Here is a 24,065-nt window from a genome sequence, read left to right on the forward strand (position 1 = left end):
CCGGACGTCGCCGGCCGCGCGGCAGGCGCAGGGACCGGGCTGGCGGGGGTCAAGAACGCCGAGACCACCCGCCTGGCCCGCCTGCTGCCGCACCCCCTGGTGCGCGGTCGTGGCTGGTCCTTCGCGCAGCCGGACGTCGTCGTGAGCCTCGACGCCCGGGGCTGGACCGACGGCCAGGTCGTGCTGGCGGTGGAGTCGGTGCTGCGACAGGGCGACGTGGGGGTCTGGCTGACCGGGACCGACGTGACGACGGTCCAGGGGGTGACGGATCCGCGCGTGCACCTGGGCCAGCCACCTGCATCGGTCCTCTCCCGGGCGCGGGCCGAGGTGCGGCTGCAGCGGCCGGTCTGGGTGCACCGGCTGCCCTGGTCCCCGTGGCCGGCGCAGGTGGACCCCCCCGGACCGTCCCGCGGGACGGGGGCGGACGACCCGGCGAGCGGCGCTCAGGTGCGGGTCACCCGCGCCGCCGGCCTGGCCCGGCTCCAGGGCGCGGACCCGGGGCCCTGCTGGCTGGGCGTCGACGCGGTCGAGCCCCTCCCGCCGGACGTCGTGGTCGAGCACTGGCGCGCCGCCCACCCTGACGGCGGGCGCGTCGACGCGGGGGCCGGGGTCGCCCCGGGACGCCGGTCAGCCCGGGGTGTGCCGGCCGGTCTCCAGCGCGTGCATGACCCGCAGCACGCCGAGGTCGTCGAAGGGCCGGCCGACGACCTGCACGCCCACCGGCTTCCCCTCGGCGGTCCGGGCGGTGTCGACGGTCCCGGCCGGCTGGCCGGTCATGTTCCACGGCATGGTGAAGTTGATGTGCCACATGCCACGACCGTCGTCGGGATAGGGCATCGGCTGCTCGGCGGGGAACGCCACCCCGGGCGCGACCGGCGAGAGCAGCACGTCCGGGTCGCCCGCGGCCGCCCAGGCGGCGACCGTGCGGCTCTGGACCTCGGCGAAGCAGTGGTAGGCGTCCATGACCTCCGTGCCCGTGAGGTCGCTCGCCCGGCTGACCCAGTCCGCGATGTAGGGCAGCACCCGGCCCTGCGCCTGCGGGTCGAGCCGCGCGAAGTCCGCCCACGAGCGCGCCTGCCAGAACAGGTTGACCCCGTCGAGCACGTCCTGGGTCAGCCACGGACCGACCGTGCTCACCTCGGCACCCCCGTCGGCGAGCCGCCCCGCCGCCCCCTCCACCGCGGCGACGACCTCGGGGTCCGGCTCCACTCCGTACCCGGCCCGCGTCCACACCGCGACGCGCAGCCCCCGGACGTCGAGGTCGAGGTCCTCCCAGGGCTCGCGCTGCTCGGGCAGCGACGTCCAGTCCGCCGGGTCCGGCCCGGCGAGCACGGACAGGAGCAGGGCGCAGTCGCGGGCCGTGCGGGCCATGGGTCCGGCGACCCGGCCGAGGTAGGGCGAGTGCAGCGGGATCCGGCCGGCGCTCGGCTTGAGCGTGGCCAGGCCCAGCCACGTGCCGGGCAGCCGGATGGAGCCGCCGATGTCGGTCCCGACGTGCAGGGGGCCGTAGCCGCCCGCCGCCGCGGCGCCCGCGCCGGAGCTGGACCCACCGGTCGTCCAGGACGGGTCGAGGGGCGACCGGGTGATGCCGTGCCGGCTGGACACGCCGGAGGAGAGCATGCCCCAGTCCGGCATGACGGTGGACCCGAGGACGACCAGCCCCGCCTCGCGGCAGCGGCGGGCGACCGGTGAGTCGACCTCCGGGGCGACCGGGGTGACGCCGGCGCAGCCCATGGTCATCGGCACGCCCGCGCGGGCGAGGTTCTCCTTGAGCGTCACGGGTATGCCGTCCAGCGGGCCGAGCGGACGCCCCTGCTCCCAGCGGCGTGCCGACGCCGCCGCCTCCTCGAGCGTGGCGTCCACGGCGTCGCGGACCGCGAACGCGTTGAGCTGCCCCTCCTTCTCGTCGACCACCTGCTGGACGTGCGCCACGACGTCGGTCGGAGACAGCGAGCCGTCGGCATACGCCGTGGCGAGGGCCGCCGCCGTGCGGGAGGGGTCGGTCATGCGCCGACGGTAGCCGGTCCCCGCGCCTGCCGCCCGGTGCACCGGGCGGGGTGGTGCTCCAGCCCGCGCGCGGCCCGGCGCGGGAGTACGGTCGGAGATGCCGTACCACCCACCGCCCTTCTCAGGGGAGCTGACATGAGCACCGAGAGCACCGAGCCCGGCCGTCCCTCCGACCCCGTCCCGCACGAGGACGCCCCGACGAGCCCGAAGAGCCCCGGTCCGCCGCCGGCGTCCGACCCGGCCAGGCACGACGACCCGGACCCGCACCGTCCGGACGAGGCGCCGAAGGGGCCCGGCCCGCACGACCCGCAGGACTGAGACCCGGGCGCGCCGGACCGTCCCGACGAGACCTGCGTGCAGCACCGGCGAAAAAAACTTCGAGCCGGTCCAATCCGCACCGGCGGTCAGCACCGAATGCCTCCTGCAGCCCCTGCTATCGGGGGTGACCACCGCCTGTAGGCGCGCACGATGCCGTGCTGCGGGCCGAACAGAAGGAATGTCTCGATGAACCTCTCTCGCAAGCTTCTCGCCGTCCCGGCCGCCGGTGCGGCTGTCCTCATGATGACCGCGGCCCCGGCGCTGGCCTCGTCCGCCGCCGGTGAGGGCATGGCTGACCTGCAGCCGGTCCCCGTCAACGACGCGCCCGGCTCGGGCTCGGCCATGATCACGATGAACGGCACCACGCTGGACTTCACCCTCGCCTACCAGGGCCTGCTGGCGGACGCCCCGCACGCCGCGCACATCCACTACGCCGGGGACGCGGCCAACATGTGCCCCACGGCCGAGGACGACGCGGACGGCGACGGCTTCCTCACCACGACCGAGGGTGCCCCGTCCTACGGTGGCATCAAGGTCTCGCTGACCACCGAGGGCGACACCAGCCCGGACTCGGGCCTGGCGGTCGACCGCTTCGGTGTCGGTGACGACGTCAGCTACTCCCGCGGTGGGGTCGAGGTCGACCAGGAGACCGCGGACGCGCTCGCCGACGGTGAGGCCGTCGTCGTCGTCCACGGTGTGGACCACGACGGCAGCGGCGCCTACGACGAGGGCGACCGCGGCATGTCCGACCTGGACCCCTCGCTGCCCGGTGAGGCGACCGACCCCGCGCTGTGCGGCGTCGTCGAGGTCTCCCAGATGGGTGGCGTCCCCGGTGGTGGTGTCGAGACCGGTCAGGCTCCCGTCGACGGTCAGAACCTCGGTCTGATCGCCGCCGGTGGTGTGGCCCTCGCCGCGGGTGGTGCGCTGCTCGTGTCGCGTCGCCGCAGCGCCGACCAGAGCTGACCCAGAGCTGCTGAGGACCAGCTGATGACTGACGACGTCGGGCGGCCGGGCGCGCACCGTGCTGCCCGGCGTCGCGGCCCTGTCCTCCCCACGGTGGCCGCCCTCGTGCTCATGCTCGGGGGCGGCACCGCCGTGGCGGTCGGGGCCGGTCCCGCGCCCTCGCCGGCACCCCCGACCCTGGCCGAGGGTGCCTCGGCCACGCGGTCCCCGAGCCCGCAGCCGGGCTCCACCGCGCCGACGCCGGCGCCCCCGTCCTCCGAGCCCACCACCGGGTCCGACGACCCGGGTCGGGCCGACCCGGGCCCCGTGTCGCCGGCGGATCCCCCGGCGCGGGCCGCCGACGGCGACGACTCCGCCTCCTCTGACGACGCCGCCGAGGACGTCGCGCCGGTCGCCGAACCCGCCTCGGTCTCCCTGCCCACCATCGGCGTGACCTCCCACCTGCTGCACCTCGGTCTCGACCCCGACGGCGCCCTGCAGGTCCCCCAGGGAGACGACTACGACACCGCCGCCTGGTACGACGGTTCCCCCCGCCCCGGCCAGGACGGCCCCGCCGTCATCCTCGGCCACGTCAGCGGCGCCGCCGGCCCCTCCGTCTTCTTCGACCTCGCCCGCCTCCAGGTCGGCGACACCGTCGAGGTCTCCCGCGCCGACGGCAGCACCGCGACCTTCGAGATCTACGACCTCCAGCAGTACCCCAAGGACTCCTTCCCCACCGCCCGCGTCTACGGCAACACCCCCGGACCCGAGCTCCGCCTCATCACCTGCGGCGGCACCTTCTCCGACACCACCGGCCACTACGACGACAACATCATCGTCTTCGCCCGCGAGGCGTGAGCGATGGCCCTGTCCCCCCTGGAACGGCCCTCCACCGACCGCCGGGGCGCCGCGGTCGAGGAGCGTGACCTCGCCCGCCCGCTCCCGCCGCCGGTCCCTCCGGCAGCACCGGGGCGACCTCGGTCGAGGGCCGCGGTCGCGACCGCCGTCGCGGTGCCGGTGGTCGTCCTCGTGGCGGCCCTCCTCGTGGGTGGGGGTGCACCGACGCCGCCTCCCGGCGACCTGCCCGACGCCGGGGCCCTGACCGGCTGGGGACTTCCCGTGACCGACCTCGTGGTCCGGGTGCTGGCCGTCCTCACCATCGGCCAGCTCCTCTTCTCGGCGGTGCTCGCGCCCCAGGCAGCCGGGCGGCCCTCGCCCGGGTCCCTCCGGTCGCTGCGCGGGGCCTCCTGGACGGCGGCGGGCTGGCTGGCCGCCGCGACGGTGGCCCTGGTGCTGACGGCGAGCACCGTCTACGGGGTGCCGGTGTGGCGGCTCTCGGTCCAGTCCGTGGTGGCGGTGCTGACCGCCCTGCCGGTCGGTCGGGCCACGCTCGCCGTCATGGCCCTGCTCCTGCTGGTCGCGGTCGGCGCCGCGGCGCTGCTGCGGTGGCGATCCCCCGGGATCCGCCCGGCGGCGGGGGTGCTCCTGGCTGCCGCGTGCGGCGCGGTCCTGGTGCCGGTCGTGCTCGACGGTCACTCCGCCGCGGCCGACAACCACGTGCCCGCCGTCCTGGCCCTGGCGGTCCACGTGCTCACCGCCAGCCTGTGGGTGGGCGGTCTGGCGGCCCTGCTGCTGCACGGGCGCGGCCGCGTCGAGAGCGTCCAGGCGGTGCGCCGCTTCAGCGCCCTGGCCCTGGGCTGCGTGCTGCTGCTCCTGCTGTCCGGCGTGGCATCGGCCCTGCTGGTCGCGGGCGCGCCGTCCTGGGCGTGGGCGGGTGAGGGGTGGGTCCAGCTGCTGGCCGTCAAGAGCCTGCTGCTGGTCGTCCTCGCCCTGCTCGGAGCGCAGCACCGCCGGGCCACCATCCCGGCGCTGGCGGCAGGGAGGCCCCGGGCGTTCGTGCGCCTGGGGGCCGTGGAGGTCGCCCTGATGACGGTGACGGTCGCGGTCTCGGTGGCCCTGGGTTCCTCCCCGGCCCCCGCCTCGTCGCCCACCCCGGAGGAGGGTGCTCAGGCCGCGGCGCCCCAGGACCCCGGGGCCCGGGACGAGACGTCGGGCGCGCGCGAGGGGCAGGACGACCCGCAGGGCCCGGCCGAGGACCCGGCGACCGAGGACGGCCCCGTCGAGGAGCCCCTCGTCGAGGACATGAGCGGCCACGACCACGGCGACCTGTCCGTCACCGTCCTCGTCGACGACGAGCGTTTCCACGTCACCGCGGGCGTCCGACCCGGCCAGCGGGTGACCGTCTACAACAGCAGCGACGCCGCCGCCACCATCACCGCGGACGGCCCCGACGACGGCGGCGCCTTCGACGTCGACGTCCCGGCCCGGACCTTCGTCACCTTCGCCGCGCCCGACCGGGCGGGCGACTACGCCTTCGTCAGCCGACCCGACGGGGCGGAGGCCCCCGGCTTCGCCGACACCCTCCTCGTCCGCGCGGCCCCCTGACCCCGGGCGGGATCTGGCGGCAGACCGACCCTCAGCCGTGCAGCACCTGGCACCCGGGGCACCAGTAGGCCGTCTGCAGCCCCATCCGCTCGGCGCGGACCGTCTCGCCGCAGCGCGGGCAGGGCCGGCCCCGGCGCAGGTAGACGGCGTAGCGCCGGCGCCAGCGGGGCACGGACGCCCCGTTGGTGAGCAGGTCGCGCGCGTCGCCGAGCTGCCGGGGGTCGGTGATGATCCAGCCCGCCCCGAGCCCGACCGTCATGAGGTCGATCGCGTCCTGCCACAGCGCCGCCAGCGCCTCGGTCGGGACCGCCCGGCCGGGGGAGTGCGGGTCGATCCGGGCGCGCCACAGGAGCTCGGCCCGATAGACGTTGCCGATCCCGGAGACCACGCCCTGGTCGAGCAGCAGCAGTCCGAGCGCCCGTCGTGAGCGGTGCAGGCGCGCGACGGCCGCCTCGGGGTCGGCGTCGTCCCGCAGGGGGTCCGGGCCGAGCCGGTCGTGCAGCGCCGCCACCCCGTCGTCGTCCAGCACCTCGCAGATGGTCGGTCGGGTCACCTCGAGCAGGAAGGCGGCCGTGACGAACCTCCAGGCCAGACCCTCCGGCACCGGCGGGTCGGTCCGGGGCAGACCGTCCGCGCCGAGGGCCCGCCGGTGGCGGCGCACCGAGACGCGACCGTGCATACCGAGGTGGAGGTGCCCCGTCGACGGGGAGCCGGCCACGCGCACGAGCAGGTGCTTGCCGTGCGCCTCGGCGTCCCGGACCGCCAGGCCGTCGAAGACGACCGGGTCGAAGGCCTCGCTCGGCGGCCCCGAGGAGCGCCCGGGCTGGCCGACCAGCTGGCGCACCCGCGCAGCCATCCCGTGGACGGCGTGACCTTCGGCCATGGGTCGAGCGTAGGCGTCAGCCTCCTCGCCCCCCTGCGCTCAGGGGGCGAGCGGCGTGACGTAGGCCGAGCTGATGCCTCCGTCGACGAGGAACTCGGACGCCGTCATGAACGAGCTGTCGTCGCTGGCGAGGAAGGCCACGGCCGCCGCCATCTCCTCGGGCCGGCCGAAGCGGCCCATGGGCACGTGCACCAGGCGCCGCTGCGCCCGCTCGGGGTCGGAGGCGAAGAGCTCGGTCAGCAGCGGGGTGTCGACCGGCCCGGGGCACAGCGCGTTGACCCGGATGCCCTCGCGGGCGAACTGCACGCCGAGCTCGCGGGTCATCGACAGCACCCCGCCCTTGGACGCGGAGTAGGAGATCTGCGAGGTCGCCGCTCCCATGACCGCCACGAAGGAGGCCGTGTTGATGATCGACCCGCGCCCCTGCTCGAGCATGTGCGGGAGCACAGCCCGGCAGCACAGGTAGACGCTGGTGAGGTTGACCTCCTGCACCCGCCGCCAGGCCTCCAGGTCGGTGGTGAGGATCGAGTCGTCCTCCGGCGGCGAGATGCCCGCGTTGTTGAAGGCGATGTCGACGCTGCCGTAGGTCTCCTTGGCGGTGGCGAACAACCGCTCCACCTGCTCGGCGTCGGTGACGTCGGTGCGGACGAAGAGCCCGCCGAGGTCCTGCGCCAGGGCGTCGCCCACGGACTCCTCGCAGATGTCCGCCAGGACGACGTGGGCGCCCTCGGCGGCCAGGCGGCGGGCGGAGGCCAGGCCGATGCCGCTGGCGCCCCCGGTGACGACGGCGACCCGGCCGGCCAGGCGCTGGGTCAGGTCGATGCTCGTGATCATGTCGTGCCTGCTTCCTGGTAGGTCAGTCGCCGGTGGCGATGAAGACGGTCTTGGTCTCGGTGAAGGACTCCAGCGCGTGCGGGCCGAGCTCGCGCCCGAGCCCGGACTGCCCGAAGCCTCCGAAGGGGGTGTTGTAGCGGACCGAGCTGTGGCTGTTGACGGCGAGGTTGCCCGCCTCGAGCCGGCGCGCGACCCGCAGCGCCCGGCCGACGTCACGCGTCCAGATCGAGCCGGCGAGCCCGTAGGCCGTGTCGTTGGCGATGCGGAGCGCGTCCTGCTCGTCACGGAACGGCAGCACCGAGATCACCGGTCCGAAGATCTCCTCGGTGAAGGCAGGGTCGTCCTCGGACCGCGTGCGCAGCACGGTGGGCGGGTGCCAGAAGCCCGGCCCGTCCGGGGCGCTGCCCTGCAGGAGCACCTCGGCGTCCCGCACGTAGCCGGCGACCGTCTCCCGCTGGGTCGCGGAGATGAGCGGGCCCATGCCGCTCGCGGAGTCGCCCGGAGGGCCGCACACGAAGCCGTGCACCGCCGGCTCGAGCCGCTCGAGGAAGGCGTCCAGCACCTCCTCCTGCACCAGCAGCCGCGACCGGGCGCAGCAGTCCTGGCCGGCGTTGTCGAAGGCCCCGCCGGGAGCGGCCGCGGCGGCCGCGTCGAGGTCGGCGTCGGCGAAGACGATGCTGGCGTTCTTGCCGCCGAGCTCGAGGGTCACCCGCTTGACCTGGTCGGCGCACCCGGCCATGACGCGCTTCCCGACGGCCGTCGAACCGGTGAAGACCACCTTGCGGACGAGCGGGTGGGTGACGAAGCGCTCGCCGACGACCGACCCGGCGCCGGGGAGGACCTGCAGGACGCCCTCGGGGATCCCGGCCTCGATGGCGAGCTCGGCCAGCCGCAGCGCGGTGAGCGGGGTCAGCTCGGCCGGCTTGAGCACGACCGTGTTGCCCGCGGCCAGCGCCGGACCGATCGCCCAGCCGGCGATCGGCATGGGGAAGTTCCAGGGCACGATGACCCCCACCACCCCGAGCGGCTCGGCGAAGGTCATCGCGACGCCGCCGTCCACCGGGATGGTCTCGCCGCCGGGCCGCTCCGGCGCACCGGCGTAGTAGGCGAGCACGTCGCGGACGTTGCCCGCCTCCCAGCGCGCGTTGCCGATGGTGTGGCCGGCATTGGCGACCTCGAGCCGGGCCAGCTCCTCGACGTGGTCGTCGACGACCGCCGAGAAGCGCCGCAGCAGCCGGGCGCGGTCGGCGGGGCTCACCTCGCGCCAGGTCTGGTAGGCCCGGTGGGCCGCCTCGATGGCGGCGTCGGTCCGCTCCTCGTCGGCGAGCTCGAGGGTGGTGATGACCTCCTCGGTAGCCGGGTCGACGACGTCGGTGGTGGTGCTCATGCGGTCGATCTCTCCTCTCCTGCTGCGGTTCTGGACATCGCTTTCTGGTGCCCGTCCCCCGGGGTGCTCTCTCCACGTCGGGGGTCCGGGCGGGCGGTGGTGCGAGTGGCGGCCTGGTGGACCAGGGCGTGGAAGAGGCGCCGGTCCGCGGGGTTCTCCTCGGGGTGGAACTGCACGCCCAGCGCCCAGCCGGGGGAGTCGGTGGGCTCCAGCGCCTGCACCACCCCGTCGGCCGAGCGGGCGGTGACGACCAGACCGTCCGCGACCCGGTCGACCCCCTGGTGGTGGTAGCACGGTGAGGCCGCCTGCGGCCCGAGGACCTCGGCGATCCGGGAGCCGGGCTCGGTGCGGAAGGTGACCTCCCCGAACACCCCCGGGCTCGGTTGGTATGCCGTGTGCCCCAGCCGGTCCGGCAGGTGCTGGTCGAGGGTGCCGCCGAGGGCGACGTTGAGCACCTGCACCCCGCGGCAGATCGCGAGCAGCGGCACCCCCTGCTCCAGCGCCGCGCGCGCCAGCGCGAGCTCGGGGGCGTCGCGCACCGGCTCGGGCGCGGTGCTCGGGTGGGGTGTGCCGGCGTACTGCGCGGCGTCGACGTCCGCCCCGCCGATGAGGACCAGTCCGTCGAGCACGTCGAGCACCGAGGGGTCGGACCCCACGGGTGGCAGCAGCAACGGCGTGCCACCGGCGGCGGCGACCCCCTCCACGTAGACGGCCGGCACGATCGCCGCGGGCCGTCGCCAGACTCCCCAGGCCGCCTCCTTGTAGTAGGTGGTCAGCCCGATCCGTGGGCGGTCGGTCACAGGCGCTCGAACCCCCGCCGCAGCTCCCAGTCGGTGACGGCCGCGTCGAAGGCGGTGATCTCGATGTCCGCCATGTTGACGTAGTGGTCCACCACCTCCTGCCCGAAGGCCTCCCGGGCCACCTCGGAGGCGGCGAAGAGGTCGCGGGCCTCGCGGAGGGTGTGCGGCACGAGCGGCGCGTCGGACTCGTAGGCGTTGCCGGTCATCATCGGCTCCAGCTCGAGCTCCTGCTCGATCCCGTGCAGCCCGCCGGCCATCATGGCCGCGACCGCGAGATAGGGGTTGCAGTCCCCTCCGGGCACGCGGTTCTCCATGCGGGCGCCGGAGCCCTCGCCCACGGTGCGCACCGCGCAGGTGCGGTTGTCCTGCCCCCACGCCACGGCGGTCGGGGCGAAGGAGCCCTGGGCGAAGCGCTTGTAGGAGTTGATGTTGGGGGCGTAGAAGAGGGTGAACTCGCGCATGGTCGCGAGCACCCCGGCGATGAAGTGGTCGTAGAGCGCGGTGCGCCCGCCCTCGTCCCAGAAGACCGTCGAGCCGTCCAGCCCGCGCAGCGAGAGGTGGATGTGGCAGGAGCTGCCCTCCCGCTCGTTGGGCTTGGCCATGAAGGTCAGGGACTGACCGAGCTGGGCGGCGATCATCTTGGCGCCGGTCTTGTAGACGCTGTGGTTGTCGCACGTGGTGACGACCTCGTCGAAGAGGAAGCCGATCTCGTGCTGGCCGAAGTTGCACTCGCCCTTGGCCGACTCCACGGTCATGCCGGCCTGGTACATGTCGCTGCGGATCCGGCGCAGCAGCGGCTCCACCCGGCCCGAGCCGACGATGGAGTAGTCGACGTTGTACTGGTTCGCCGGGGTGAGACCCGTATACCCCTTGGCCCAGGCCTCCTCGTAGGAGTCGCGGTAGACGACGAACTCCAGCTCGGTGCCGGCGACCGCCGACCACCCGTGCCCCGCCGCCCGCTCGACCTGCGAGGCCAGCATCGAGCGCGGCGACATGGGGACCGGGGACCCGTCGGTGAGCGCGAGGTCGCACTGCACCATCACCGTGCGCTCCAACCACGGCACCCGGCGGATGGTGTCGGTGTCGAGGGTGAACTCCATGTCGCCGTAACCCGCCTCCCAGGAGGAGATGGCGTAGCCGTCGACGGTGTTCATCTCGGGGTCCACGGCCAGCAGGTAGTTGCAGCCCTCGACCCCGTGCCCCAGCGCGTGCTCGACGAAGTAGGGGGCGTGCAAGTACTTACCCTGGAGCCGGCCCTGCATGTCGGTGAACGCGACGATGACCGTCTCGATGCTCTCGTCGGCGACCCCCGCCCGGAGCTGGTCGACGGTGAGCATGCGCTCGCTGCGGGGGTGGGTCATCGCAGGTCTCCTTCGGCTGAGCTGATCTGGTCGAACTCCTCCTCCGGGGCGGAGGAGACGAGGTGGTGGCGGCTGTAGAACCAGAAGTAGGCGAGGAACCCGGCGAAGACGGCGGCCGTGATGCCGGCGGCCAGGATGTCGACGACGAAGGTGGCGATGACGGCCACGACGCTGAGGACGAGCGCGATGCCGGTCGTCACCGTACCTCCCGGGGTGCGGTAGCCGCGCTCGAGGTCGGGCTCGCGGCGGCGCAGCACGATGTGCGAGAGGTTGAGCAGCACGTAGGACACGGTGGCGCCGAAGACGGCGATGTTGATGAGCAGCGCGCCGTTCTGGGTGATGGCGGCGAGCAGGAAGCCGATGGTGCCGGGGACCAGGAGGCCCACCCACGGCGTCTTGCGGGAACCGGTGAGCGACAGCACCCGCGGCAGGTAGCCGGCCCGGGAGAGGGCGAACAGCTGCCGGGAGTAGGCGTAGATGATGGAGAAGAAGCTCGCGACGAGGCCGGCGAGCCCGGCGTAGTTGACGAAGGCGGCGATCGCGGAGTCGTCACCGAGCGCGGTGCGCAGCGCCAGCGGCAGCGGGTTGTCCGAGTCGCGGACGGTCTCCGCGCCCGCCGACCCCGGCACGAGCAGGAGCATGAAGGCGGCGAAGACGAGCAGGATGCTCATCGCCACGATGATCCCCCGGGGCATGTCCCGCTTGGGGTCGGAGGTCTCCTCCGCGGCCAGCGGCACCCCCTCGACGGCCAGGAAGAACCAGATGCCGTAGACCAGCGCGGCCAGCGCCCCGGCGAAGCCGTAGGGCAGGAAGGCGCTGGCGCCGGCGGCGTCGGTCACGGTGATGTCGAAGAGGTTGTCGACCCGGAAGTGCGGCAGCAGGCCGACGACCGTGGCCACCAGGGCGACGACGGCGATGGCGGTGATGGCGAACATCACCTTGAGGGCCTCGCCCACGCCCCACACGTGCAGGCCGATGAAGACGAGGTAGGCGACGAGGTAGATCGGCCAGCCGTTGGTCAGCCCGAACAGCCCCAGGGCCTCGACGTAGCCGCCGATGAACACCGCGATCGCGGCGGGAGCGACGGCATACTCGATGAGGACGGCGACGCCGGTCGCGTAACCGCCGAGCGGGCCCAGCGCGCGCCGGGCGAAGCCGTAGCCGGCGCCCGCGGTGGGCAGGGTCGAGGACATCTCGGCCAGCCCCAGCACCATGCAGGTGTACATCACGGCCATGAGCACCGTGGCGATGAGCAGACCGCCCCATCCGCCCTCGTCGATGCCGAAGTTCCAGCCCGCGAAGTCACCGGAGATGACGTAGCTGACCCCCAGGCCGGCCAGCAGGATCCAGCCGGCCGCCCCCTTCTTGAGCTGCCGATGCTGGTGGTAGTCGTCCGCGACGTTCTGGTAGTCGACCCTGCGCTTGGCCATGGGGAAGCCCTCCCTGAGATCAATGGATCAGGTGTGGTCCATTGGTGTGGGTCGAGTCTGGTGCGGTCCGGGCGACCCCGTCAAGGGGTGCGGGAGCCTAGATTTGGTCGTATGTCCTCCTCAGAGCCACCGTGGGTGCGGCCGGTGCGCAGCGGCAACGTCTTCGAGGAGACGACCGAGCACCTGCTCCGGCTGCTGCACCTGGGCACCTTCCCGCCCGGGGCCAAGCTGCCGGCCGAGCGGGAGCTGGCCGAGTCGCTGCGGGTCTCCCGGACCACCCTGCGGGAGGTCCTGGGCGAGCTGCAGAAGGCGGGCTACGTCACGGTGAGCCGCGGCAGGTACGGCGGCACCCACGTCGCACCGACGCTGCCGCCACGCCGGGGGGAGGGGGCGCTGGACCCGGCGGAGGTCGACGACCTGCTCACGCTGCGGGCCATCGTCGAACCCGCGGCGGCCGGCCTGGCCGCCGCCCGGGACCTCTCGGACGAGGAGCGGCAGCGGCTGCGGGACGTCGCGGCGGACTGTGCCGCGGCCGGGGTGGAGCAGTACCGACCCCTCGACGCCCGGCTGCACCTCACCCTGGCCGAGCTGAGCGGCTCGCCCAGCCTGGCCGGGGTGGTGGCCGACGTCCGGGATCGCGTCACCGGGATGCTCGATCGCATCCCGCTGCTGCCTCCCAACCTCGCCCACTCCACCGACCAGCACGAGACGGTCGTGGCGGCGGTCCTGGCCGGCCGACAGGCGGAGGCGCGGGAGGCGATGGGTGAGCACCTCGAGGGGACGGCGTCGCTGCTGCGCGGTTTCCTGTCCTGATCCGGGGGAGGCCCGGACGCCGGCCCGTCAGCGCTCGTAGTGCTCGGGGCGCCGCTGCGGCCGCTGGCGGCTGAACTCCCCGCCCTCGCGCCCGCCGTAGGGCCGACCGTGGTCGGCGAACTCCTCCCGGACGTAGACGAACCGCTGGTCCCCGCAGGTCACCGTGGCCCCGGTACGCAGGACCACGCCCTCGCCGACGACCGCCCCGGCGACCGACACGTCCCCGTCGACGGCGTGCACGAGGTACTCGTCGACGGACGGGTCGCGGCGCACCTCGGCGTGGTGCGCCGCCAGGCCGGGGACGACGACGTCGCTGCCCGGGTCCGACCCGATCGTGGTCGTGCCCCGTCGCAGGTATGCCGTCTCCCTCGGGCTGCCCTGCTCCGGACCGGGGGGCAGGTAGTAGACGAGGCGGGGCTCGCCGCGGCCGAGCGGGTCGTGGGTCGTGGTGACCCGGCGCCGTCTCCCGGTGGGCACGACCGGGATGGGCGGCCACGGGGTGCCAGGGGGCGTGAGGTCGGCGAGCGACGGACCCGCCTCGCCGGACCGCCGCAGCATGCGCAGGGCCGCCCTGCGGTCCCGCACCGCGACGTGCCGCGACCCGGTGAAGGCGCGGTCCAGGAGCCGGGAACGCACGTCACCGAACGCCAGGACCGGTCCCTCGGGTCCCGAGACGACGACGGTCAGGCCGGCCTGGGCCGCCATGCTGCCGACGTCCGAGGCGAGGTCGGCGGCACGTCGCCGACCCATGCCCAGAGGAAGGCCGACGAGGCGGTCCAGCGTCACCTCGATCTGCGACCCGGTGCCCCTGATGTGCGCCGTCAGCCCATCCTCCTGCGTGCCGTCGACCGACGACGGCGGCGTCACCGTGAGCGTGAGGTCGGCCTCGACCCGCAGCTGCTCCACCACGCTCAGCCCTGGTGCTCGCGGTCCTCGGTGGTGATGCGCAGCGTGCCGTCCAGCTTCCAGGTGGCGCGCGGCGCGTCGGCACCGGTGTCCCGGGGCACCTCGACGGACATGTCCTGGAACGTGTAGTTGATGGCCGCACCCTGCCCGGTCAGGTAGTTCCACATCTCCTTGCCGAGGTCGGTCCACGAGACCGTCTCGCCCGTCGACCCGGTCATCTGACCCTGCTGCTCGCTCATGCTCAGCTCCTTGCGATCGGAGAACACGTCCAATGTGTGTTCAATGTTTTTCCACTATGGACCGCGCCGGGGAGCCGCGCAACCGCAGGATCCGGGAGGCCTTCCACAGCTTTCGCACAAACTGTGGACAAAGGCTGAATCCGCACCGGGGTGTCCGGACGTAGTGGAGGGTGAGGGCAGAACAGGTCTGCCCCAGCTGCGATGAAGGAGCACCCCTCATGCGGAAGATCACTGCGACCACCACGGCGGCCTTGCTGGCCGGAGCCGGCACGGCGGCCCTCGCCACCCCGGCCATGGCGGACGAGCACGAGGCCACGGTCTCGGTCCTGCACGCCGTACCGGGCCTCACGGTCGACGTCTACGTCAACGGCGAGGAGACCGTCCCCGACTTCGCGCCGGGCACGCTGACCGACCCCCTCATGCTGCCCGAGGGCACCTACGACGTGGAGGTCTACGCCGACGGCGACGACCCGGAGTCCGCCGAGCCGGCGATCTCCGCCGAGGGTCTGGAGGTGCCGGGCGGTGCGAACCTCACCCTGGCCGCCCACCTGGCCGAGGACGGCACCCCGATGCTGTCCGCCTTCGTCAACGACACCTCCACGCTGGACGCCGGGCAGTCCCGGCTCACCGTCCGGCACGCCGCCGCCGCCCCGGCGGTCGACGTCCGTGCGGGTGGCAGCCCGGTGATCGAGGGCCTGACCAACCCCAACGAGGAGGTGCTGAGCCTCGACGCCGGCACCGTGTCGGCCGACGTGGTGCTCGCGGGCACCGAGGACGTCGTCATCGGCCCGGCCGACCTGGACCTCGCCGAGGGCACCAACACGATCGTCTACGCGTGGGGCTCCGCCGAGGAGGGCACCCTCGACCTGGCGGTGCAGACCATCGACGGCCTGCACGGCGACCCGGGCGGCGTGCCCTCCGGCCAGGGTGGCATCGCCACCTCGACCGGGGTGCTCACCGTGCTCCTCATGGCCGGCGCTGCGGGCGCGGTGCTCGCCGGCAGCCGCCTGGTCCGTCGCGAGGTCGCCTGACCCTTGCACCGGACCCAGCCCCGCCGCGGCCGGCTCTCGCCGGCCGCGGCGGCGGCCCTGCTCCTCAGTCTCGCGGTCGTCGTCGGGGCCCTCTGGGGCCTGCAGCGAGGACCGCTCCCGGCTGCTGCCGACTTCGGGTCGCCCGCCCCGGCGCCCACGACCGGTCCGGCAGCACCGGGCGCCGCGGTGGACCCTGTCCCCACCGCGGCGCCACCGGGGGGCGGAGGGGACGACGCACCCGCGGGGCAGGCCGCCCCGCGGGTCGTCGTGCCCCCACCCGATGTCCGGGACGCCTCGGTCGAGGCCGCCGCCGCGCCCCGGCAGCCCGCTCCCACGCGGCTGCTGGCACCCACGCTCGGTCTCGACGTGCCCCTGGACGCGGTCGGGGTCACCGGGGACGGGCTCATGGAGATCCCCGAGGACGCCGACCGGGCCGGGTGGTACCGGCACGGTCCGGCCCCGGGGGAGGACGGCTCCGCGGTCATCGCCGGCCACGTCGACGACCGGGAGGGGCCGGGGGCGTTCCTCGCCCTCAACAGTGCCGAGCAGGGCACCCCGGTCACCATCGTCCGTGAGGACGGTTCCCGGCTCGACTACGTCGTCACCGCACGGCGGACGACCGACAAGAAGGAGCTCCCCGTCGATGACCTCTTCGACCGTGAGGGAGAGCAGCGCCTGCAGCTCATCACCTGCACCGGCGAGTGGTCCGAGCGTGCCGGGAGCTACACCGACAACCTCGTCATCACCGCCACTCCGGCGCCCTGAGCCCGGCGGCGGGGCCTCAGCCCCCGGGCCGCCGCAGGACCAGCTGGTCCACGCCCATCCGGCCGGCCGCGAAGGTCCAGGCCGCGCCCGCGAGGTAGAGCTCCCAGACCCGCGTGACCTCCTCCCCGACCAGCTCGACGACCTCGTCCCGACGTCGCCGCAGCCGCTCCTCCCAGGAGCGGATCGTCCAGACGTAGTGCTCACGCAGCGCCTCGACCCCGCGCAGCTCCAGCCCGGCCCGCTCCAGCAGCTGCACGGTCGCGCCGACCGGACGCATCGACATGTCCGGGGCGATGAACGACTCGATGAACGGGCCCCCACCGGGGTTGCGGCCCGGCCGGCTCATCTGCTGCACGAGCACGGGTGCGCCCGGGGCCGCCAGCCGGTGCAGCGTCTCGGCGTACGTCGCGTAGTTGCGGTCGCCCACGTGCTCGCCCATCTCGATCGAGGCCACGGCGTCGAAGCCGGACTCGGGCACCTCCCGGTAGTCCTGCAGCCGCACGTCGACCAGGTCGCTCACCCCCTGCTCCCCGGCACGGGCCTGCACGAAGGCCTGCTGCTCCCGGCTGATGGTGACCGCGGTGACCCGCGCGCCGTGCTCGCGGGCGGCGTGCAGGGTGAGCGAGCCCCAGCCGCACCCGACGTCGGCCAGCCGCTGGTCCGGCCGGGTGTGCAGGCCCAGCTTGCGGCAGACCAGCTCCAGCTTGTCCGACTGCGCCTGCTCGAGGGTGTATGCCGCGTCCTCCCGGCCGCGGAGCAGGTCCGCCCCGTCGGCGGTGACGTAGGCGCACGAGTAGGCCATCTGCGCGTCGAGGACGAGCTCGTAGAAGTCGTTGGACAGGTCGTAGTGGTGGCTGATCGCGGCGCGGTCGCGGGTCAGGCTGTGCAGGCGTCCCCGGACGACCGCCTGGGAGGCCGGGGGCGCCGGCGGTCGCCCGAGGAGGCCGAGGTCCTTGGCGAGCAGGCCCACGCCGGCGATCGCCCGGGCCCGCTGGGCCGGGGTCGGTCGTGGGGCACGACGCACGAGCTCGTCCCGGACCTGCGTCAGCGCCGACCCGAGCTCGCCCTCCACGACGACCTCGCCGGTGACGAAAGCCTGGGCGGCTCCGAGCTCGCCGGGCGACCAGAGGAGGCGTCGCAGGGCCTGCGGGCTGGTGAGCCGCACGGTCGGGTGGGACCGCGGGTCGGCGCCCGCCGTGGAGCCGTCCCAGGCGACGAGGTGGACCGGCAGCGGCCCGCCGGCCAGCGGTGCGATCAGGTCGTCGAGGCGGGGGGCGACAGGTGCAGGCATACCCTCGACCTAATCACACCGTGCTCCCGGCGCGCGGCGGGTCGCCTAGGGTTGCGTCATGAGCGTGGAGGACGGCGATGACAACGCGATCGCCGTGGCGTGGGAGAACGCCGACCCGGACGCGCTCGAGCGTGCCTACCGCCGCTGGGGCGGCCTCGTGCACGGTCTCGCCCTACGCGCCGTGGGCCCGGACGACGCCGACGACGTCACCCAGGCGGTCTTCGTGTCCGCCTGGCGGGGGCGGGCGACCTACGACCGCGGCTCGGCCCCGCTCGGCGCGTGGCTCGTGGGCATCACCCGGCGCCGCATCGCCGACCAGCTGCGCACCCGCCAGCGGCAGGCGCCGGTCGCGCAGGAGCAGCCCGACGTCGCGGACCGCAGCGCCTGGACGGCGGCCGACAGCACCGACCTGCTCAGCATCTACGAGGAGCTGGAGCGCATCGGCGACCCGCAGCGCCGCATCATCCTGCTCGCCTACGTGGAGGACCTCACGCAGCGGGAGATCGCCGAACGGCTCGACCTGCCGCTGGGCACGGTCAAGACCCATACGAACCGAACCCTGGCACGGCTCCGAACTCTCCTCGGAGGTGCGCGATGAACCACGATGAGCGGTATGCCGACCGGCCCGCCGACGGCTCCGCCCCGGAACGCGCCGCGGAGCTGCTGGCGCGCGCCGGGGACCTGGACGAGGCGCCCGGGGACGCGGTGTGGCAGCGCATCCGCGCCGAGATCGAGGGCGACGGCACGGCCGGCGAGGACCAGCTCGCCCACCGTCGGCGCTCCACGGGCGCCCGAGCGCGCCACCGGCCCGGTCGCTGGTCCCTGCTCGCCGCCGCGGCAGCCGGCGCCCTGGTGGCGTGGGTGGGCACCGAGGTGGTGGGGGCCGGGCCGCAGGACGAGGAGATCGTGGTCGCCGACGCGACGCTGGAGGACCTGCCCGACGCCGGCGAGGCCGTCGACGGCACCGCGGAGGTGGTCAGCGTCGACGGGGAGCGGCGCCTGCGCGTGCAGCTGGAGGAGCTGCCGGACACCGGCGACGGCTACCTCGAGGTCTGGCTGCTGCGCCCCGACGTGAGCGGCATGGTCACCGTCGGCGTCATCTCCGGCACGACGGCCGAGTTCAGCCTGCCGGCGTCGGTCGACCTGGACGAGTACCCCGTCGTCGACATCTCCCGCGAGCAGCTCGACGGCGACCCCGCCCACGGGGGCCGCAGCGTCGTGCGCGGAGAGCTCGGCACGGCCTCGGCGGCGGTCGACGACCCGCCATCCGTCGCCACCCCCCTCCTGCCCGACCGCCCGACCCGCACCGACCGAGAGGCATCCCCATGACCGAGCACCACGACTCCAGCCCGTCCGACCCGGTGACCGTCACCTCCGACCCCGAGGCGGTGAAGCAGGCCCACGAGGTCATGTCCACCATGGACGTCGCCATGCTCACCACCGTCGACTCCAGCTCCGGCGACGGCCGCCTCACCAGCCGGCCGCTGTCGACCCAGGTGCACGAGGAGGACGGCGACGTGCTCTTCCTCGTGCGGGCCAGCAGCGCCGTGGTGACCGACGTGCGGGCGCACCCCAACGTCAACGTCGCCTACTCCTCGGCGAAGGCGTGGGTGTCCCTCGCCGGGAGCGCCACCGTCATCGAGGACCGCGACCTGGTGGAGCAGCTGTGGTCCAGGGGGGCCGACGCCTTCATGGAGGGCGGCCCGGACAACCCGGACAACGTCGTGCTCAAGGTCAACGGCGACACCGTCATGTACTGGGGCGGGACCTCGCTCGTCGGGACGGCCGTCGACACCCTCAAGATGATCACCGGCAAGGGGGACCAGGAGAACGCCGGACCGACCGTCGTCGACCTGCCGTGAGCACCCGCGCGCAGCAGGTGCTGGTGACCCTGGCCGCCGTCCTGTGGGTCGGCGGCACGCTCATCGGCACCGGGCTCGTCGCCGGCGGCGGCATGGAGACGCAGGGTGGCGGCCTCTTCTCCGACAGCGCGACGCTCATCGCCCCGCAGGGCCCGGCCTTCTCCATCTGGTCGGTCATCTACCTCGGACTGACGGGGTATGTCGTGTGGCAGTGGCTCCCGGCCGTCGCCGGGTCGCGCTGGGCCCGCTCCACGCGGCTGCCGGCCGCCGCGGCCATCGCCCTCAACGGGCTCTGGCTGCTCGTCGTCTTCGCCGGGTGGGTCCTCGTCTCGGTGCTCGTCATGCTCGGCATCGTCGTCTCGCTCGGCCTGGTCCTGCGCGCCACCGCCGGCCTGCCGCGGCAGGGCCTGGGGGCGGACGTCTGGGTGTCGGCGACCTTCGGGCTCTACCTCGGCTGGATCTGCGTGGCCACCTGCGCCAACATCGCCTCCTGGCTGGTCGGCCTGGGCGTGGAGGCGGACAGCGCCCTGTCCACCGGGGTCACCGTCGCGGTGCTCGCCGCCGTGGTCGTCATCGCCACCCTCCTGCTGCGCCGGACCGACCAGCGCCTCTTCCAGCTCGGCCTGGCCGCGGCCGTCGTCTGGGGCACCGCCTGGGTGGCCTCGGGCCGGCTGACCGGCGAGCTGCGCTCCGAGGTCGTCGGCGTCGCGGCCGCGCTCACGGCCGTGCTCGTCGCGGCGGTCGGGGTGTGGGCGCTGGCCCGCTCCCGGCGGCCCGCCGCAGGTGGGCCCCGCACCGCCTGACCCCCGGTCCGGCCCACGGGGCAATCCGTTCGTGCCGACGGCACGAACACCCCCCATGACCACCGCCACGACGAGGACCCCCGCCCCCGACGCGGCCGACCACCGACCCACCGTCGCCGTGGTCGGTGCCGGCGTCGCGGGGCTGAGCGCGGCATACCACCTGCGCCACACCCACCGGGTGCTGCTGCTCGAGTCCGACGCCCGCCTGGGCGGCCACGCCGACACCCACGACGTGGTCACCGACCGGGGGGAGCGGCTGGCGGTCGACTCCGGGTTCATCGTGCACAACGACCGCACCTACCCGGTCCTGCGGAGGATCTTCGACGAGCTCGACATCCCCACGCAGGAGACGGAGATGTCGATGTCGATCACCTGCGACGGGTGCGGGCTGTCCTTCGCCGGCGCCAAGGGCCTCAGCGGGCTGCTGGCGCAGCCGACCCGGGTGCTGGACGGTCGCTACCGTCGGCTGCTGCGCGAGGTGCCCCGCTTCCACCGCGCGGCGCTCGCCGAGCTCGCGGCCGCCCGCCGCGGCGAGGCCGCGCCGATCACCTGGGGAGGCTTCCTCGAGCGCGGTCGCTTCGACCCCTACTTCGTGCAGCACTACGCCATCCCGCTCATCTCCTGCGTGTGGTCCTCCGGGCACGAGGACGCCGCGGCCTACCCCGCCCACCACCTCTTCGAGTTCCTCGACCACCACGGCCTGCTCACCGTGGGCGGGTCGCCGACCTGGCGCACGGTCGTCGGCGGCAGCCGGGTCTACGTCGAGCGCATCCGTGAGGCGCTGCTGGCGGCGGGCTCGACCGTGCGCACCGGTGCCCCCGTGACGGCGGTGCGCCGGCACGCGGACCGGGTCGAGGTGAGCACCGGTGGTGCCGCGCCGGCCACCGAGACCGTCGACCGGGTGGTCCTCGCGACGCACGCGGACGTCGCCCTGCGGGTGCTCACCGACGCCACCGACGCCGAGCGCGCCGACCTCGGGTCCATCCGCTACTCGCTCAACCCGACCGTGCTGCACACCGACCCGGGGGTGCTGCCGACCGCGCGCCGCGCCAGGGCGGCGTGGAACTACCGCCTCACGGGGTGCGAGGCCCGGGACGACCGGGTGCTCGTGAGCTACTGGATGAACACCCTGCACCGGCTGGGTCCCGAGGTCCGTGACGACTACGTCGTCACCCTCAACCACGTCGGGCGGGTCGACCCGCGCCGGGTGCTCGTGGAGCGGGAGTACGCTCATCCGGTGTTCACGCACGAGGCGATCGAGGCCGCGGCGCGACTGCGCGAGGCGGGAGGGCCGAGGCTGGCCTACGCCGGGGCGCACCTGGGCTGGGGCTTCCACGAGGACGGCGCACGCTCGGGTCTGCAGGCCGTGCGGCGGCTGGAGGGGGAGCTCGCGATCGGCGGGGTGGCATGAGGAGTGCGGTCCTCGAGCCGCCGCCGGTGCCCGCCCTGGTCGTCGGGACGGTGGCGCACACCCGGCACCGACCGGTGCACCACGCCTTCCGCTACCGCGCCTACCAGTGGCTCGTCGACCTCGACGACCTGCCCACGCACCGCGGGTGGCGGCGCCTCGTCAGCGGGTTCTCCGCGAGCGACCACCTGGACGGGGGCCGGCTCGGCGGCGGGCTGCGCGGTGACCTCGAACGCTTCTGCGCCCGGCGCGGGGTGACGGTGGCGCCGGACGACCAGGTGCTCATGCTCGCCAACGCGCGGGTGCTGGGCTACGTCTTCGACCCGCTCACCGTGTTCTGGGTGCTGACCAGCGGCGGAGACCTGCGCACGGTCGTCCTCGAGGTGCACAACACCTACGGCGAGCGGCACGGCTACCTGCTCGACCTGGACGGGGCCGGCCGAGGGGGGATGGACAAGGAGTTCTACGTCTCCCCCTTCAACGACACCCGCGGGCGGTATGCCGTGTCCCTGCGCCTGGCCCCGGACCGGGTCGTCGTGGGCATCGGCCTCGACCGCGACGGCGAGCGGGTCATCACCGCGGTGACCGACGGCAGACCCCGCCCGGCGACGCGGGCGGCGGTGGCCCGGGTCGTGCGTCGGCACGCCCTCATGCCGCAGGTCGTCACGCTCCTCATCCGGCTGCACGGGCTGCGCCTGTGGCGCCGGCTGCCGATCCACGACCGACCCACCCACCCGAAGGAGGCCGTCCGATGACCGGTCCAGCCCCGATCCCCGTCCGCTCCGACCCAGTGGCGCGGGCCCGCGCCGCCGCCGCCCGGCAGGTCATGGAGCAGGTGCTGCGCCGGGTCGACGTCGAGATCCGTCGCGACGACGACCCGCACCGCGACCCGGCCGGGGGCGCGGGCGCCGACCCGGCCGCCCGGCCCGCCGTCGTCATGCACGAGCCGGATCGCTTCTACGCCCGCCTGGGCGCCTCGCACAAGGTGGCGGTGGGAGAGGGCTACACCGAGGGGGACTGGAGCCCGGCCCCCGGTCACGACCTCGCCGCCGTGCTGCTCCCCTTCGCCCAGCGGCTGGGCGACGGCCTGCCACGCCCGCTGCGGGCCCTGCGGCACCTCGCCGACCAGGCGTTGCCCCGCTCGACCCGCAACACCCTGGCCGGGTCGCGCCGCAACATCGAGGCCCACTACGACCTGTCCAACGAGATGTTCGCGGCCTTCCTGGACGCGTCGATGACCTACTCGTGCGCCCTCTTCGACGAGGACGCCCCGTGGCACGACCAGACGCTCGAGGACGCGCAGCTGCGCAAGGTCGACACGGCGCTGGACCGGGCCCGGGTCCAGGAGGGGACCCGGCTCCTGGAGATCGGGACGGGGTGGGGCACGCTGGCCGTCCGGGCCGCGGAGCGCGGGGCGCAGGTGCGCACGATCACCCTCTCGCGCGAGCAGGCGGCGTGGGCCGAGAAGCGGGTGGCCGAGGCCGGGCTGGCGGACCGGGTCGAGGTGCGGGTCCAGGACTACCGCGAGGTCGAGGGCGAGTTCGACGCCGTGGTGTCGGTCGAGATGGTCGAGGCGGTCGGCGAGGAGTTCTGGCCGACCTACTTCGGCACCATCGACGCCAGGCTGGCGCCGGGCGGGACGGCGGTGGTGCAGGCGATCACGCTGCCGCACGACCGCTACCTCTCGACGCGCAACACCTACGGCTGGATCCAGAAGTACGTCTTCCCCGGAGGGGCGCTTCCCAGCGTCGACGCGATGGAGCGCACGTGCACGGCGCACACCTCGCTGCGGCTGCGCGAGGTGCACACCTTCGGTCAGCACTACGCCGAGACCTTGCGCCGGTGGCGCACGACCTTCGGCGAGGCCTGGCCGCGGATCGCCGAGCTGGGCTTCGACGAGCGGTTCCGCCGGATCTGGGAGTTCTACCTCGCCTACTGCCAGGCCGGGTTCACGGCCGGCACGATCGGCGTGGGTCAGGTGGTCCTCAACCGTCCGGTGCGCGGGCCCGTGGCGGCGGGCTGACGCCTCCGGCACCCGCACCGGACGTGCGCTGCCGCCGCACCGGACGTGCGCTGCCGCCGCACCGGACGTCCGGTGCGGCGGCGACCTACGAGGGGCGGGCCCCGCGCGGGGCGCTCAGCTCACCCGCACCAGGGGTAGACGAAGAGGCTCTGGTCACCGGCGCGGTGGTCGGCGAGCACGACCGACAGCGGGATCGGGTCCGGGACGCCGGAGATGTCGGCTCCGTCGCGGACGGTGACGCCGACCGAGACCGCGGTCGCCAACGGGAGGCCGTCCCGGGCGACGGAGCTGAGCAGCCCCGCGTCGCGCAGCACCGACAGGCCTGCGCGCTGGCACTCGACGTCGGGTCGTGCCGGTGCGGCGGCGGCGGGGCCCGCGGCCAGCGCGGCGAGGGACAGGGCCGCGAGGGCGGCGGCGGCGGGCTTGATCATGACGGTCTCCTCCTTGAGTCCGGTTCGCCGGACCGAGCGGTCCGGCTCCGTCGAGCATGGTGCTGACCGCAGCCGTGTGTCAAGGG

The 24,065-nt window shown here is 74.3% G+C and carries 25 protein-coding genes; 14 read left to right on the forward strand and 11 right to left on the reverse strand.

Features of this window, described 5'->3' with window-relative positions; genetic code table 11:
* Positions 1-627: 627 nt before the first annotated feature.
* Positions 628-2,007 (reverse strand): amidase, encoded by a 1,380-nt coding sequence (locus FHD63_RS15860; RefSeq protein ID WP_158296823.1) that lies wholly within the window; start codon positions 2,005-2,007, stop codon positions 628-630.
* A 135-nt stretch (positions 2,008-2,142) separates the two neighbouring features.
* On the opposite strand from FHD63_RS15860, the gene FHD63_RS00635 reads away from it, so the two are divergent.
* The 4 genes from FHD63_RS00635 to FHD63_RS00650 all read left to right on the forward strand — a co-directional run bounded on the left by FHD63_RS00635 (position 2,143) and on the right by FHD63_RS00650 (position 5,712).
* Positions 2,143-2,325: a hypothetical protein gene (locus FHD63_RS00635; protein WP_139719254.1), complete on the forward strand. Its 183-nt coding sequence runs from the start codon at positions 2,143-2,145 to the stop codon at positions 2,323-2,325.
* Between the two features lie 186 nt (positions 2,326-2,511).
* On the forward strand, positions 2,512-3,288 hold the full coding sequence (locus FHD63_RS00640) for a CHRD domain-containing protein (RefSeq protein ID WP_139719256.1): 777 nt from the start codon (positions 2,512-2,514) through the stop codon (positions 3,286-3,288).
* A 24-nt stretch (positions 3,289-3,312) separates the two neighbouring features.
* Positions 3,313-4,125, forward strand: coding sequence for a class F sortase (locus FHD63_RS00645; protein ID WP_139719257.1), 813 nt, complete (start codon positions 3,313-3,315; stop codon positions 4,123-4,125).
* A gap of 3 nt (positions 4,126-4,128) precedes the next feature.
* The gene (locus FHD63_RS00650) at positions 4,129-5,712 is read left to right on the forward strand and encodes a copper resistance D family protein (protein ID WP_139719259.1); all 1,584 of its coding nucleotides are present in this window, start codon (positions 4,129-4,131) and stop codon (positions 5,710-5,712) included.
* Between the two features lie 31 nt (positions 5,713-5,743).
* On the opposite strand, the gene FHD63_RS00655 is transcribed toward FHD63_RS00650, so the two are convergent.
* The 6 genes from FHD63_RS00655 to eat are packed head-to-tail and all read right to left on the reverse strand — an operon-like array spanning position 5,744 to position 12,407.
* Positions 5,744-6,595: an Fpg/Nei family DNA glycosylase gene (locus tag FHD63_RS00655; RefSeq protein WP_139719261.1), complete on the reverse strand. Its 852-nt coding sequence runs from the start codon at positions 6,593-6,595 to the stop codon at positions 5,744-5,746.
* Between the two features lie 39 nt (positions 6,596-6,634).
* Positions 6,635-7,429: a 3-oxoacyl-ACP reductase gene (locus FHD63_RS00660; protein ID WP_238705715.1), complete on the reverse strand. Its 795-nt coding sequence runs from the start codon at positions 7,427-7,429 to the stop codon at positions 6,635-6,637.
* Positions 7,430-7,451: 22 nt separating this feature from the next.
* Positions 7,452-8,816, reverse strand: coding sequence for an aldehyde dehydrogenase family protein (locus FHD63_RS00665; RefSeq protein ID WP_139719263.1), 1,365 nt, complete (start codon positions 8,814-8,816; stop codon positions 7,452-7,454).
* Complete coding sequence (locus tag FHD63_RS00670; RefSeq protein WP_139719265.1) at positions 8,813-9,616, reverse strand: gamma-glutamyl-gamma-aminobutyrate hydrolase family protein; 804 nt, start codon at positions 9,614-9,616, stop codon at positions 8,813-8,815. Before FHD63_RS00670 ends, FHD63_RS00665 begins: the two co-directional genes overlap by 4 nt.
* Complete coding sequence (locus tag FHD63_RS00675) at positions 9,613-10,977, reverse strand: glutamine synthetase family protein (RefSeq protein WP_139719267.1); 1,365 nt, start codon at positions 10,975-10,977, stop codon at positions 9,613-9,615. Before FHD63_RS00675 ends, FHD63_RS00670 begins: the two co-directional genes overlap by 4 nt.
* On the reverse strand, positions 10,974-12,407 hold the full coding sequence (eat, locus tag FHD63_RS00680) for an ethanolamine permease (protein WP_139719269.1): 1,434 nt from the start codon (positions 12,405-12,407) through the stop codon (positions 10,974-10,976). Before eat ends, FHD63_RS00675 begins: the two co-directional genes overlap by 4 nt.
* 111 nt (positions 12,408-12,518) lie before the next feature.
* Between eat and FHD63_RS00685 the strand changes: the two genes are divergently transcribed.
* The gene (locus tag FHD63_RS00685) at positions 12,519-13,220 is read left to right on the forward strand and encodes a FadR/GntR family transcriptional regulator (RefSeq protein WP_139719271.1); all 702 of its coding nucleotides are present in this window, start codon (positions 12,519-12,521) and stop codon (positions 13,218-13,220) included.
* Between the two features lie 27 nt (positions 13,221-13,247).
* On the opposite strand, the gene FHD63_RS00690 is transcribed toward FHD63_RS00685, so the two are convergent.
* Both FHD63_RS00690 and FHD63_RS00695 read right to left on the reverse strand, forming a co-directional pair.
* Positions 13,248-14,129: an FHA domain-containing protein gene (locus tag FHD63_RS00690; protein WP_139719273.1), complete on the reverse strand. Its 882-nt coding sequence runs from the start codon at positions 14,127-14,129 to the stop codon at positions 13,248-13,250.
* Positions 14,130-14,131: 2 nt separating this feature from the next.
* Positions 14,132-14,365 (reverse strand): hypothetical protein, encoded by a 234-nt coding sequence (locus tag FHD63_RS00695; RefSeq protein ID WP_139719275.1) that lies wholly within the window; start codon positions 14,363-14,365, stop codon positions 14,132-14,134.
* A 218-nt stretch (positions 14,366-14,583) separates the two neighbouring features.
* On the opposite strand from FHD63_RS00695, the gene FHD63_RS00700 reads away from it, so the two are divergent.
* Both FHD63_RS00700 and FHD63_RS00705 read left to right on the forward strand, forming a co-directional pair.
* Positions 14,584-15,396, forward strand: a complete 813-nt coding sequence (locus tag FHD63_RS00700; RefSeq protein WP_139719276.1) for a DUF4397 domain-containing protein — start codon at positions 14,584-14,586, stop codon at positions 15,394-15,396.
* A gap of 3 nt (positions 15,397-15,399) precedes the next feature.
* Positions 15,400-16,161, forward strand: coding sequence for a class F sortase (locus FHD63_RS00705; RefSeq protein ID WP_139719278.1), 762 nt, complete (start codon positions 15,400-15,402; stop codon positions 16,159-16,161).
* Between the two features lie 16 nt (positions 16,162-16,177).
* Here FHD63_RS00705 and FHD63_RS00710 read toward each other — a convergent pair whose 3' ends face one another.
* Positions 16,178-17,452: a class I SAM-dependent methyltransferase gene (locus tag FHD63_RS00710; RefSeq protein ID WP_139719280.1), complete on the reverse strand. Its 1,275-nt coding sequence runs from the start codon at positions 17,450-17,452 to the stop codon at positions 16,178-16,180.
* 58 nt (positions 17,453-17,510) lie between these two features.
* Here FHD63_RS00710 and FHD63_RS00715 point away from each other — a divergent pair, with 58 nt between their 5' ends.
* Genes FHD63_RS00715 through FHD63_RS00745 form a run of 7 tightly spaced genes read left to right on the forward strand, consistent with a single transcriptional unit; the run spans position 17,511 to position 23,548 of the window.
* Entirely contained in the window at positions 17,511-18,050 is a 540-nt protein-coding gene (locus tag FHD63_RS00715) for a sigma-70 family RNA polymerase sigma factor (RefSeq protein WP_139719282.1), read from the forward strand.
* Complete coding sequence (locus FHD63_RS00720) at positions 18,047-18,781, forward strand: anti-sigma factor (protein ID WP_139719284.1); 735 nt, start codon at positions 18,047-18,049, stop codon at positions 18,779-18,781. Before FHD63_RS00715 ends, FHD63_RS00720 begins: the two co-directional genes overlap by 4 nt.
* A complete protein-coding gene (locus tag FHD63_RS00725) occupies positions 18,778-19,314 on the forward strand; it encodes a pyridoxamine 5'-phosphate oxidase family protein (protein ID WP_139719286.1) in 537 nt (178 codons plus the stop codon). The genes FHD63_RS00720 and FHD63_RS00725 overlap by 4 nt, the downstream gene beginning before the upstream one ends.
* On the forward strand, positions 19,311-20,117 hold the full coding sequence (locus FHD63_RS00730) for a tryptophan-rich sensory protein (RefSeq protein ID WP_139719288.1): 807 nt from the start codon (positions 19,311-19,313) through the stop codon (positions 20,115-20,117). The genes FHD63_RS00725 and FHD63_RS00730 overlap by 4 nt, the downstream gene beginning before the upstream one ends.
* Before the next feature lie 55 nt (positions 20,118-20,172).
* Positions 20,173-21,528 (forward strand): NAD(P)/FAD-dependent oxidoreductase, encoded by a 1,356-nt coding sequence (locus FHD63_RS00735; RefSeq protein WP_139719290.1) that lies wholly within the window; start codon positions 20,173-20,175, stop codon positions 21,526-21,528.
* Positions 21,525-22,280, forward strand: coding sequence for a DUF1365 domain-containing protein (locus FHD63_RS00740; protein WP_139719292.1), 756 nt, complete (start codon positions 21,525-21,527; stop codon positions 22,278-22,280). The genes FHD63_RS00735 and FHD63_RS00740 overlap by 4 nt, the downstream gene beginning before the upstream one ends.
* Positions 22,277-23,548 carry an SAM-dependent methyltransferase gene (locus FHD63_RS00745; protein WP_139719294.1) on the forward strand — a complete coding sequence of 424 codons (1,272 nt, stop codon included), beginning with the start codon at positions 22,277-22,279 and terminating at the stop codon, positions 23,546-23,548. The genes FHD63_RS00740 and FHD63_RS00745 overlap by 4 nt, the downstream gene beginning before the upstream one ends.
* Positions 23,549-23,667: 119 nt before the next feature.
* Here FHD63_RS00745 and FHD63_RS00750 read toward each other — a convergent pair whose 3' ends face one another.
* Positions 23,668-23,979: a hypothetical protein gene (locus FHD63_RS00750; protein WP_139719296.1), complete on the reverse strand. Its 312-nt coding sequence runs from the start codon at positions 23,977-23,979 to the stop codon at positions 23,668-23,670.
* Between the last annotated feature and the right edge of the window lie 86 nt (positions 23,980-24,065).

The organism is Serinicoccus chungangensis (assembly GCF_006337125.1).
Classification (GTDB): Bacteria; Actinomycetota; Actinomycetes; order Actinomycetales; family Dermatophilaceae; genus Ornithinicoccus; species Ornithinicoccus chungangensis.